This window comes from Mucilaginibacter sp. (assembly GCF_041660805.1).
Lineage (GTDB): Bacteria > Bacteroidota > Bacteroidia > Sphingobacteriales > Sphingobacteriaceae > Mucilaginibacter.
On the sequence record NZ_JBAZVP010000035.1, the window covers coordinates 38,034 to 50,474 of the forward strand.

A 12,441-nucleotide genomic window follows, 5' to 3' on the forward strand; every position below is an offset into this window, starting at 1 on the left:
GAGCACATGTCTAACCCCTACCAAAGCCTTGTTCCGTTAATGCAGCTTAAATCATCATTAACTGATGTAAAGCATTTTCATAATAAGGTAAATACCATATTTCATGACTACGAAGCACGGCTTTATGATGATATACATGGAGAAATGTGGGCAAGCCTGCCACAACAATACCAATTGACAATAAACGATATTCAAGAGTTTTTTAAAGGCCCAAATTCTCTTAAACTGTTAGATATAGGTTGTGGAACCGGGCTGGCAACTCAAATGCTGCTTGATACTGTAGCCAATGATAAAATTTCTGAGATCCACCTGATTGATACCTCTGCACAAATGCTAAAAAAGGCGACAGAACGGTCAAAAAGTTGGAATAAAACGGTAAAGATCATTCATGGTGAAATTGCTGATCTGAAGGAAATATATGACGTCATTATCATTTCATCGGTACTTCACCATATCCCTGATCTTAATGGTTTTTTTGAACAGGTTAACCACATACAGGTTAAAGGCGGGTTAATATTTACAATTCATGATCCATCGGCAGATGCTTTAAATAGCACCGCTTATAACCAACGTTGCCATGAGCTTCAGCAACACCGTATGCAAACAAATAATACCAGGAAAAAGCTTAGCATTTTAAGAAGGGGTATTAATAAAATTAAGCGGACACTTAACCCTCAGGATTATATGGAAAAAGCAAACCGCGAATTGCTTAAAGCCAACATTATAAATCAACCTCTTACCGCTCCCGAAATTTGGAGTATAACTGACATCCATGTAGAAGGTTTGCCATACTCGGCCAGTAGCGGCATAACAAAGAAATTCCTTGAGAAGGCGTTACAGAACTATAAGCTCATCAGCTATAGGACCTACGCTTTCTTTGGCACTCTTAAAAGTAATCTCGACCCTATTTATCAGCAAAAGGAACAGGAATTGATAGAAAACAAAGACATGAATGGTCGTAATTTTAGTTCGGTATGGATAAAAGAATGAACATTTTATTCATCCTTCCGGAATATTATCCTCATTCGGGTGGGGGTATTTCTACTTATTACGACCAATATATAAGAGCCTTACAGCCTTATTGCAATAAAATAAAAGTTATTGTTGGCAGCGGCTATACACATGCCGACAATGCTTTTGAGCATAATGGAATAAGCGTCGAGTACCTTAAGCCTGCTCTTTACCAAAAGTATCTTAATAAATTCAAGCTCTATGATCTCCTGCCCGATTTTAAAAGAGATATAGCGGCAGCATGGGCCATGTGGGAACAAGCCAGGCAGGGCGATGGCTTCGATTTAATAGAATGCACAGATTTTAGCCTGGGATTTATTCCGTGGGTTGTTGACCATGCCAAACCTGTTATAACCCGTTTACATGGCAGTGCTGGTCAAATTAGCTTGCATGAGCCCGGTATCCCTGCAGATTTATCTGCCTCATTCTTTCAGCAGACAGAATTTCTATTGCTGCCAAAATGCGACCAACTGATATCGCATAGCGAAGCGAACAGACAATTTTGGAATAATTCGTTTAATTTAAATAAGGTTGTAAAAGTTAATGCCGTGTATACTGATGTATACGAGCCATTGCCTTTAAGTCAGCGTGAAAGTTTTGGCCTTGTTACTGCCAGATTACAAAGGTGGAAAGGCCCTGTTGAACTATGCAAGGCTTACCGGTTGCTGAAAGATACCCCCCCTATTAAATGGATAGGCCGGGATACGGTTTATGAAAAAGGGATAACTACAGGTAGTTACCTCAAGCAAAATTTTTCTGATATATGGGGGAACCATATTATATACCATCCCCCGGTGCCACGTGCCCAGCTTTTACAGTTGCAGCAAAAAGCAAAGTTTGGATTAGTCCCTTCAACCTGGGATATGTTTAATTTCACTTGTGTAGAATTTATGGCTGCGGGGATACCTGCTATATGTTCAGATGGTGCAGGCGCTGCTGACCTGGTTCAGCATAATAAAAATGGATTTAAATACGCCGGCGACGATATACAAGCCCTTGCAAATTGTTTAGAAACTATAAATAACCTAACCGGGCAAGATTATAATAGGATAGCCGGTGCTGCGCTTGAAACAATTAAAACAGAACTCTCACCCGGGAACGTTATGCCAGTGAATTTAGAGCTTTATCAAACTACAATAAGTACATTTAAACCGATACCATCAAACGCGTACTTTGATGCATTGTATAAACCATCTGATCAAAATCATCCCATCAGCAGTATCTTAAATAAGCAGTCTTTAAAAAAGCTTACAAAATATTATGCCGATAGGATAAGATCAAAACTGCTTGGTAAAACATGAACACTTTAGCGCTTTGTATTCCCGCCTATAATGCCGAAGCCTTTCTTCCCCGACTGTTACAATCGGCTAAAGATCAAATAATACCTTTTGATGAAATATTGGTGTATAACGATTGCAGCACAGATAAAACTGCTCTCGTAGCGGCACAGTACGGTGTTACCCTACTTAATGGCAATATTAATAAAGGCTGCTCATACGGGAAAAATCAGTTGGCTGCACATAGCACCTGCAAGTGGCTCCATTTTCATGATGCAGATGATGACCTGCTCCCTGATTTTACCGAAAAGGTGCATAAGCGGCTTAAGGCTAATGCCGATAAATACGATGTATTGCTGCTAAATTTCAATTATGTTGATTCTGAAACAGGCAACCTGCTGGGTACTGCAAACCATAACATAACTGAGCTTCATACAGATGCTTTAAAATATGCCATCAGCAATAAAATAGTAAACTTTGGTGTATATAAACGCCAGGCTTTTTTAGATGCCAGAGGCTTTGACCTTGACCCTGATGTGCTTTATAATGAGGATAACGCCCTGCATCAGCGGCTGGCAAAATACGGATTAAAATTCGACTACCTGCCCGAGATAACCGGCATCAACTACAGGTATAACAGTAGTATGTCATCATCAAACAGGCTAAAATGTATTAAGGCGCAATACTATGTGCTTAAAAAAACGGCCGCTACCCATGGTAAGATCTACCCAAAGGAGTTGGCAGATCAGTTATATGCCTGTACCCCTCTCTTTGCTGCCGAAAGCGATTGGCTCTACGTAAAAAAGGCTCTTAAACTTTGTGCACAATTAGGGAATGATTATACTGTTAATGGTGGGCGCTTATTTAAATTTTTAACCTTCCTGCATCCTTTTGCAGCGGTTTGGCTCAGAGAACAAATGATCAGGCTGTTTAAACCTCATCTACGCAAACATGCCTGAACCACTGATATCTATTATTATCCCGGTGTATAATGCAGAGAAATACCTGGCTTATACAATTCAGTCGGCAATTGCACAAACCTGGCCTAATAAAGAGGTCATTGTTGTTGACGATGGATCAACCGATAATTCTTTGGCTATAGCTAAGTCATTTGAAGGGCAATCTGTTAAAATATTCAATCAAAAAAATAAAGGCGCCAGTGCGGCGCGTAACAAGGGCTTGCAGGAAGCAAAGGGTGAATATATTCAGTTTTTAGATGCAGATGACCTGTTAAGCATTAATAAAATAGCCGAACAAATGCAGGCGTTACAATTTGCCGCAGGCAAGGTAGCCGTTTGCAGCACTGTTCATTTTAATGATGGAGATGATCCTTTATCTAACCGGCCATCGGTATATGAAGAAGCTTTTTTATTTAACAGCAACAATCCTGTCTATTTCTTAGTGAATTTATGGGGAGGATATAGCGATCATGGTTCAATGGTACAGCCCAATGCATGGCTAACCCCTGCACACCTTATCAAAAAGGCCGGTAACTGGAACGAGTTGCTTAGTGTTGATGACGACGGCGAATTCTTTTGCCGGATTTTACTGGCATCGGCAGGAGTGATAAAAACAGGCGGACTTAATTTTTACCGCAAGCATGGTAACAGCACCAATTTATCCGCAGGCAAAAAGCTTAAAAATTACACTTCTTTATATAACTCATTAAAGCTACGGTATCAGCATATTGCAAATACGGGTGTATCAGAACATCTTAAAATTGCATACATCAAAAGTTTGTACGATTTAAAAAATAATATATACCCTTTATTTCCCCGCCTTAAAAAAGAAATAAACAATTCAATTAACAATCTTAATATGAACATATCATATGATGATAGCAGCACCCAACGACTCAAAAAAATAGTGCTCAGCTTATTAAACATGTATCCGGGCAGCGCCTTGCGGCAATTATTTTATAAACTTAAATGATAGCTGTAGTAACATCAACTATTAAGCCCGCTAATCATAGTTTTTTTGATCATCCCACAAGGCTTGAGCAAACCCGGCAAACGCTTGATAGCCTGTATCAAAAAGCAGGAACTATTTTTTTAATAGATAATTCCCCGGGCATTAGTCAGGCCGAACTGGATAACATGTTAACAGACTATCCGCATGTTAAGAAAATACATTTGCTCCAATATCAGTTTGATAATAAAGGCATAACAGAAGTAATGATGTTGCTCTCTATATGTGATCAACTACCTTTAAATACGCCCATATTTAAAATTAGCGGCAGGTACTCGTTTATAAAGCCGGTGTTAAATATTAATATCCCTGCCGATTTTATGGGTAAGGGTTATCGCTTTAATACAAAATATGGCACTGTTTCAACCAGGGGCTATTGGGTAAAGAACGTAACAGTTTTTAAAGCATTATTACTGGAAACATTAACGCACATTTTCACTTATCCCGAGAAAATAACAGGCGCACGAAGTTTCTTTAACAAGTTCAATAAAGTGCTATTTAACAAAGACTATAAAAAAATTAATACATCGGTTGAGTTTGCTATGGCAATAGCAATAAAAAATAATAATTATTCAATTAAACTGCTTGATGATTTGGGCATACAAGGATATGTTGCCGGTGCAGATAAACTGGAGCAGATAACTGAATGAAAATTTTCATTTCTTTTCTTCAATCAAACCATAAACATCCCATCCCGGCTTATGATTTTTGGGAATATTATATTAAAAATGGTATAGTTGAAGCAGGCCATGAATGGGTTGAATGCCCGGATATTGACTGGGCCGCGGGATTGGTTCCTCAAAGTAAAAATGAGTTAGCCATGTGGAAACAGGATGCATGGACCAAAACAGTTGCATGGCTAAAGGGTAATCCTGCTGATCTGTTTTTAAGTTATTTATATCCCAAACAAATTGATGTAACTGCTATAAAGCAAATTCAAAAAATGGGGATCCCTTGTGTTAACTTTTTTTGCGATAACATAAGGGAATTCAATAAACCGCCTATTCAGTTTAAGGCTTTTGATTTGAACTGGGTACCCGAATATAAAGCCATTAAACTTTATAAACAGGCCGGTTATCCACATATATATTTGCCTATGCCTATGTGGATTGAGCCAGCATACAGGGTTCATAAAGAGGAAGCTAATAATCAGGTTACGTTTATTGGTTCAAGGGATATTCAAAGAGTACGCTTGTTTAATGAGTTGGTAAATAATAATCCCGAAATTCAACTGGCTATTTATGGGAACGGCTGGCTAAACAATACCTCACATAAAGTAATTAACGCCAATTATACACTTGCTAAAAAAATCCTCTTTAATATATCTTTTTTAACCGGTAATGGCATTAAGGGCTACGCACGTAAAATGACGCAGCTAAAAAATCAGGCCATTGTTATTGATACTTTGAAGTTGAAGCTCCATGAGCTGATTTCAGATGACGAATATGTAGCATTAACTTCTGCAAGCATGATCACTTTAGGTGTAAACCGCTACCCTTCTTACAAATTTCCATTAGCAAAGCCAGATACCTATTCAAGGCTCAGGGATATTGAAGCCCCTATGCTTGGTGCTTGTTACTTAACAGAGTGGACAGAAGGAATAGAAGATTTATATGACACTCAAAATGAGATTGCCGTTTACAGAACCGGGCAAGAATTGGCAGACCAGATAAACAGCTTGCAAAATGATCCTGAAAGGCGGAGAGCCCTTAGGCGGAATGGCCAGGAAAAAGCATTGCGCATGCATTCTATTCCGCGCTCTTTAAATAGCATAACTAAAGCACTTGGTTTACAAAATTAAGACTTAAAGTATTTGAATAAAATCCACCTATACTTTAGGGTTCCGCCGCAAAAGGACCGCTATTTTCCAGGAGACAGGTATCTATTGGCATTAATCCGAAAACTTTTTAGAAAACCTAAAACAAGTGGGGTTAAAAAGGTATTTGACAACCTATGTAAAGGTTTTGACGAATTGGGCATCAACTATGATATTAACCTGCCATTCAAAAAGATAAAACCCAATGAACCCGTAGTGTTTTTAGGCACCGGCCGGTATGCATTATTGGGATATAATCAACCCAACCCGGTAATTGCCGGGATAGCCCTAATGACCCACCCCAGTGAATGGCCTTCTCTTTTTACAGACTATCCCATTGCTAAATACTTGCAGCATTCCGAATGGGCAAACAATGTTTATACCCCTTTCTACGGATCCGCAAATTGCGGGCTTTGGCCCGCAGGAATTGATACTGAAAAGTGGAAGCCGGGCGTGAATAAAAAATACGATATTCTTATTTATAATAAAATAAGATGGGATAAAAAGAACAAGGATATTGAACTGCGTATTCCAATTTTGTTAAAACTTAACGAGCTAAATATCTCCTATAAAGAGGTCACATACGGGCAATATACCGAAGATGAGTATTACAAATTATTGCAGGAATGCCGGGCCATGATATTTTTATGCGAGCATGAAAGCCAGGGATTTGCTTGCCTGGAAGCGCTATCTATGGATGTGCCTGTTTTTGCCTGGGACCAGGGATTTTGCCTTGATCCTAACCGCTTTAATTGGAATGATCCGGTAATACCCGCAACGTCTATCCCCTTTTTTGATGAACGCTGTGGTATGTGGTTTAAAAACATTGAAGATTTTGAAGGTAAGATAAATGCTTTTTGGCAACATGTAAATAAAGGCAATTTTAACCCGAGGGCATATATCTTAGAGAACCTTACATTAAAGAAAAGTGCTGAAAAAATGCTGACCATTATTAACAGCGTTTACCATTGAGGATACTACTGATAATGGATCCGGGGATAGCTGTACCACCGGTACAGTATGGCGGCCATGAGCGTTTAGTTTACCTGTTTGCCCAGGAATATATAAGCCTTGGACATACGGTAACCCTGCTTGCCGGCCCCAGCTCCCATTGCAGTGGTGATACCATAACATTTGGGATCAATGACCTTAAAAGGCCAAAACTGCAGCGATATAAAGAGGTACTATTCGTTTGGAAGTACCTGTTTAATAATCACAATAATTTTGACCTGATCCACAATTTTGGAAGGCTCTTTTATTTGTTACCCGTATTAAATTCACCGGTAAAAAAACTAATGACCTATGGCAGGCCGGTATCAACGAAAGGTATAAGACTGGTTAATTTGCTTCCTAACCAAAATCTTATTTTCACTGCTTGCAGTAACTATTGCGCAGGAACAGGTAACGTGGCAGGCAAATGGGAAACGGTATACAATGCGATTGATTTTTCAAATTATCACCTGCAGGAAAATATAGCCGATGATGCCCCACTGATGTTTTTAGGCCGGTTAGATAAAATTAAAGGCGTACATACCGCTATTAAAGTAGCAAAAGAAACATCATCAAAACTATGGATTGGAGGAAACATCCCGGATACTGCCGATAACCTGGCGTACTATGATCAGGAAATTAAACCGCAAATTGATGGGCATCAGGTCATTTATCTTGGCGCTTTAAATGATGAACAAAAGGATGCCTACCTGGGCTGGGCCAAAGCTTTACTTTTCCCAATTGAATGGGACGAACCTTTCGGGATGGTTATGATAGAAGCCATGGCTTGCGGCACGCCTGTAATCGCTTTTAAACGAGGATCAGTGCCCGAAGTAATTGAAGATGGCGTTACAGGTTATATCGTAAATAATGCCGCAGAAATGCAACAAAAGATCAGTAAGGTTTATAACATCAACAGAGCGCTGTGCCACAATACCGCGGCTAAACGCTTTGATGTAAAAGTGATAGCCCTGCATTATCTTAACTTATTTAATGACTGATAAAAAGATAGTGCTGATCACCTCCGGCCAGCCATCGCTTAATCCCCGGCTTGTAAAAGAGGCCGACTCTTTGGCAAACACCGGCTACAATGTAACGGTACTTTACGCTTATTGGAATGATTGGGGAACCCTGTTTGATGAGGAACTATTAAAAACTAAGGACTGGAAAGCCATACGGGTTGGCGGCGACCCGAAACAAAAAACTTTTACATACTTTTTTAGTCGCTTAATTTATAGGACTGCGCTATTCATTCTAAAAAATATAGGATTTGCTAATTACCTTACAGAAGTAGCAGCAGCACGGGGCAGTTATTTTTTAATTCGCGAAGCTAAAAAGCATAAGGCTGATTTGTATATCGCCCATAATTTAGGTGCTTTACCTGCCGCAGCAAAGGCTGCAAAAGCAAATAACAAACCCTTTAATTTTGATGCAGAAGATTTCCACCGTAACGAGGTGAGCGATAATATTGAATCAATAAATTATAAGATCAGTAAATACATAGAGGATAAATATCTTAATAGAGCAACTATTGTTACAGCTGCAAGTCCGCTAATTGCCCATGAGTATAAAAAGCGCTACCCTGCTATCAATGTTAAACCAATCCTTAATGTGTTTGAACGGGTTAAAACAGAGCAATCTAATCCCAACCCGGGCGGCCTGAAACTATTTTGGTTTTCACAATTTATTGGTGAGCAAAGGGGGGTAGAGGAAGTAATTGAAGCGATAAGTCTGTGTGATCCATCGGCAGGAATAATACTTTCGTTATTGGGCAATTACACGAATGAAACGTATAAATATTTTAATGACCTGGCAAAAAAGCATGGTTTATCACCTAACCAGGTCACTTTTTACAAGCCTATACCGCCGGGTGATATTTTTAATTTTGCCATGCAATTTGATATTGGTTTAGCCACAGAACAGGCTATACCATACAACCGTGATATTTGCCTCACCAACAAAATTTTCACCTATATACAAGCCGGATTGGCCGTTATAGCAAGTGATACACTTGCCCAGGTACAATTATTAAACCAACATAAAAACATAGGTACGCTTTATAAAAAAGGCAATGCTAAAGAACTGGCCAATGCTTTAAAACTATACATTAACAATCCGGATGCTTTACAAAAAGCAAAGCAAAACTCCTATATGCTGGGGCAAACAACTTTAAACTGGGAAACCGAAAGTGAAAAATTGATGGATGTTGTAAAGGAAGTATTAAACAAGGTTGAATAAGAAACTGCTCATTATTTCCCCCTACTTCCCTCCTGTTAATGCCGCGGATATGCAACGTGTGCGTATGAGCCTTCCCTACTTTGAAGAGTTTGGCTGGGAAGCCGAGATAGTAACCATTGATCCCTTATATGCAGATCTACCGTTGGATGATCTTTTATTGGAAACTGTTCCGGCTAAAATAAAAGTCCATAAGGTTGCGGCATTCAATAAAAAATGGACGGCCAAATTAGGTTTAGGCAGTATTGCTTTACGGTCGCTTTGGTTTTATCGTAAAACTGTAAATGAGTTACTAAAAAATCAAAAGTTTGATCTTATCTACTTTTCAACCACGCAATTTCCGGTGTGCATTTTAGGCGCTTATTGGAAAAAACGTTTTGGGGTACCTTATGTAATTGACATGCAAGACCCCTGGCATAGCGATTATTATAAAGATAAACCCAGGCAGCAGCAACCTAAAAAATACTGGCTCTCCTATCGCTTAAACAAGTATCTGGAACCCATTGCCATGAAAGAGGCAGATGGGCTAATAAGTGTTTCTGAGCATTACATAACCGACCTGCAATTAAGATATCCCGCTTTAAAAAACAAACCCACAGCTACCATAACCTTTGGAAGCTTTATGCATGATCTGGATATCGCGGTAAAGAATGAAAGTAAATACCCTGATCTGCTTGAGCCGGGGTTTAAAAATATAGTTTACATCGGTCGCGGGGGCATGGATATGTATAGTGCCATAACCCCGGTATTCAAAGCATTAAAAGCAGGCCTGATAGAGCACCCTGAGTTATTTTCTCAACTAAAGTTCTATTTTATTGGTACAAGCTACGCTCCTGCCGGCGAAGGAACACCTACCATAATGAACCTGGCAAAACAGCATGGCGTTACAGATAATGTTATTGAAGTTACCGATAGGATAAGCTATTATCATACCTTAGTTACTTTAAAACAAGCGGACACATTGTTTATCCCCGGCTCTGATGACCCAAAGTATACCGCATCAAAAATTTATCCGTATTTATTAACCGGTAAACCATTGCTTGCTATTTTTAACTCCAAAAGCTCGGTAGTAAACATTTTAGAGGAATACGGCGTAAAACATAATTACACTTATAACGCCACACCAGATATTGAACTTCACATTCTTAATTTTTTAAAGCTGGTTGTAAATAATGATATTACGGCTGATGTATACAACACTGATGCAGCAGTTAAGCATTCTGCACAAAGCAAAGCCCGGCAGCAATGCGAAATTTTTAACCAGGTAATTTTAGCTGATAATTAATGAACAGATATGTACAATATGGATGCGGATTCACTGCCCCATTAAACTGGGTCAATTATGATTCATCGCCAACGTTACGTTTCGAGCGTTTGCCTTTGTTAGGTAAATTGTACACACGGAATAAGCAACGCTTTCCCACAAACGTAAAATATGGAGACATTGTAAATGGCCTGCCCGAAAATGAAAATAGTTGTGACGGGATCTACTGTTCGCATATATTAGAGCATTTGGCTTACAATGATTTTTTAAAGGCAATAAAGAATACCTGGTTAATTTTGAAACCCGGAGGTATTTTTAGAGGGGTTGTTCCTGACCTTAAAGCGGCTGCAATAGATTATCTGGAGAGCTATAATAATACAGATACGCCGGCAAACGAATTTATGCGAAGCACCATGTTAGGTATTGAGAATAGAAACAAGGGTTTGGCATCTGCAGTAAAGGGTATATACGGCAACTCAAAACACTTGTGGATGTGGGATTATAAGTCTTTACAATTTGAACTGCAGAAAGCTGGTTTTAAAGATATCCGTCCTTGTGAGTTCGGCGATTCTACCGACCCCAGTTTTGCATCAGTAGAAGAAGAAGGAAGATTTTACAAAGCCGCGGCTTTTGAATGTCAAAAGTGAAGAACCTGGCCATTATAACTACGCATCCTATTCAATATTATGCACCGGTATTTAAATTGCTACAACAGCGGCAACACATAAATATTAAGGTTTTTTATACCTGGGGCCAGGCCGCAGCTAACAAATACGACCCCGGCTTTGGCAAAAACATAAACTGGGACCTTCCTTTGTTAGACGGATATGCTTATGAGTGGGTAAATAACAAGTCTGCTGACCCGGGTTCGCATCACTTTAAAGGGATTGTAAATCCTGATCTGATCCAACAAGTAAATTCATTTAAGCCAACTACCATATTAGTTTTTGGCTGGGCATATCATAGCCACTTAAAAGCTATCCGATATTTTAAAAATAAATTGCCGGTATATTTTAGGGGCGATTCCACCTTACTTGATGCACAAACCAATTTAAGATCAACATTAAAAACCGTTATCCTAAAATGGGTTTACAGGCATATTGATCATGCTTTTTATGTAGGCACAAACAATAAAGCTTATTTTAAAAAGTACGGTTTAAATGATAGTCAGCTCACTTTTGCGCCACATGCTATTGATAACGATAGGTTTGCTGCCAGCCATAATATAGAAGCAGAAAAGCTTCGTAATAATTTAAACATCCCTGCCGAAGCTATATTAATATTGTTTGCCGGTAAACTGGAAGGTAAGAAAGCGCCTTCATTATTGTTAAAATCTGTTATGAGTTTAAATCAACCTAATCTGCACCTATTGTTTGTTGGGGATGGGGCATTACAAAAACAGTTAAAAGAAACTTCGGCAGCAAACAGCAATATTCATTTTGTCGATTTTAAAAACCAATTAGAAATGCCTGCAATTTACCAGGCATGTAACCTGTTCTGCCTGCCATCAAAAGGCCCCGGGGAAAGCTGGGGACTTGCCGTTAACGAGGCTATGGCTTGTAAAAAGGCAATTCTGGTATCAGACAAAGTTGGCTGCGCCGTTGATTTGGTAAAAGAAAACTACAATGGCAGTATTTTTAAAAGTGATGACAAAGGCGACCTGCTTAAACAGTTAGCTCTCCTTACAAAATCAAAAGTTTTGTTAGAAGAATACGGTGAAAACTCGGGTAACATGATCAAGAATTGGAGTTTTATAAAAATTGCGGAAGCAATTGAAAACAAATTACTGCATGAAAAGAACTGACAGAATTAAACTTGATTTTACACGTAATTGGAATTTTCCCGGCAAGGAGCGCCTTTCGCATCTGTTTAAACCATCA

At 39.1% G+C, this 12,441-nt stretch carries 12 protein-coding genes; all 12 read left to right on the forward strand.

From position 1 onward, the window contains the following. Window positions 1–6 precede the first annotated feature (6 nt). Genes WC743_RS24990 through WC743_RS25045 form a run of 12 tightly spaced genes read left to right on the forward strand, consistent with a single transcriptional unit; the run spans window position 7 to window position 12,365 of the window. A complete protein-coding gene (locus WC743_RS24990) occupies window positions 7–990 on the forward strand; it encodes a class I SAM-dependent methyltransferase (RefSeq protein ID WP_373016280.1) in 984 nt (327 codons plus the stop codon). Continuing rightward, complete coding sequence (locus WC743_RS24995) at window positions 987–2,312, forward strand: glycosyltransferase family 4 protein (protein WP_373016281.1); 1,326 nt, start codon at window positions 987–989, stop codon at window positions 2,310–2,312. Before WC743_RS24990 ends, WC743_RS24995 begins: the two co-directional genes overlap by 4 nt. Then, window positions 2,309–3,247 (forward strand): glycosyltransferase family 2 protein, encoded by a 939-nt coding sequence (locus WC743_RS25000; RefSeq protein ID WP_373016282.1) that lies wholly within the window; start codon window positions 2,309–2,311, stop codon window positions 3,245–3,247. Before WC743_RS24995 ends, WC743_RS25000 begins: the two co-directional genes overlap by 4 nt. Next, entirely contained in the window at window positions 3,240–4,220 is a 981-nt protein-coding gene (locus tag WC743_RS25005; RefSeq protein WP_373016283.1) for a glycosyltransferase family 2 protein, read from the forward strand. The genes WC743_RS25000 and WC743_RS25005 overlap by 8 nt, the downstream gene beginning before the upstream one ends. Next, window positions 4,217–4,906, forward strand: coding sequence for a hypothetical protein (locus WC743_RS25010; protein WP_373016284.1), 690 nt, complete (start codon window positions 4,217–4,219; stop codon window positions 4,904–4,906). Before WC743_RS25005 ends, WC743_RS25010 begins: the two co-directional genes overlap by 4 nt. Further along, window positions 4,903–6,057: a glycosyltransferase gene (locus WC743_RS25015; RefSeq protein WP_373016285.1), complete on the forward strand. Its 1,155-nt coding sequence runs from the start codon at window positions 4,903–4,905 to the stop codon at window positions 6,055–6,057. Before WC743_RS25010 ends, WC743_RS25015 begins: the two co-directional genes overlap by 4 nt. Before the next feature lie 12 nt (window positions 6,058–6,069). Next, the gene (locus WC743_RS25020; RefSeq protein ID WP_373016286.1) at window positions 6,070–7,044 is read left to right on the forward strand and encodes a glycosyltransferase; all 975 of its coding nucleotides are present in this window, start codon (window positions 6,070–6,072) and stop codon (window positions 7,042–7,044) included. After that, entirely contained in the window at window positions 7,041–8,063 is a 1,023-nt protein-coding gene (locus tag WC743_RS25025) for a glycosyltransferase (protein ID WP_373016287.1), read from the forward strand. Before WC743_RS25020 ends, WC743_RS25025 begins: the two co-directional genes overlap by 4 nt. Further along, window positions 8,056–9,300, forward strand: a complete 1,245-nt coding sequence (locus WC743_RS25030; RefSeq protein WP_373016288.1) for a glycosyltransferase — start codon at window positions 8,056–8,058, stop codon at window positions 9,298–9,300. The genes WC743_RS25025 and WC743_RS25030 overlap by 8 nt, the downstream gene beginning before the upstream one ends. Then, entirely contained in the window at window positions 9,293–10,582 is a 1,290-nt protein-coding gene (locus WC743_RS25035; RefSeq protein ID WP_373016289.1) for a glycosyltransferase, read from the forward strand. The genes WC743_RS25030 and WC743_RS25035 overlap by 8 nt, the downstream gene beginning before the upstream one ends. Then, entirely contained in the window at window positions 10,582–11,208 is a 627-nt protein-coding gene (locus tag WC743_RS25040; RefSeq protein WP_373016290.1) for a methyltransferase domain-containing protein, read from the forward strand. The genes WC743_RS25035 and WC743_RS25040 overlap by 1 nt, the downstream gene beginning before the upstream one ends. Continuing rightward, window positions 11,196–12,365 carry a glycosyltransferase family 4 protein gene (locus WC743_RS25045; RefSeq protein WP_373016291.1) on the forward strand — a complete coding sequence of 390 codons (1,170 nt, stop codon included), beginning with the start codon at window positions 11,196–11,198 and terminating at the stop codon, window positions 12,363–12,365. Before WC743_RS25040 ends, WC743_RS25045 begins: the two co-directional genes overlap by 13 nt. The last annotated feature ends 76 nt before the right edge of the window (window positions 12,366–12,441 follow it).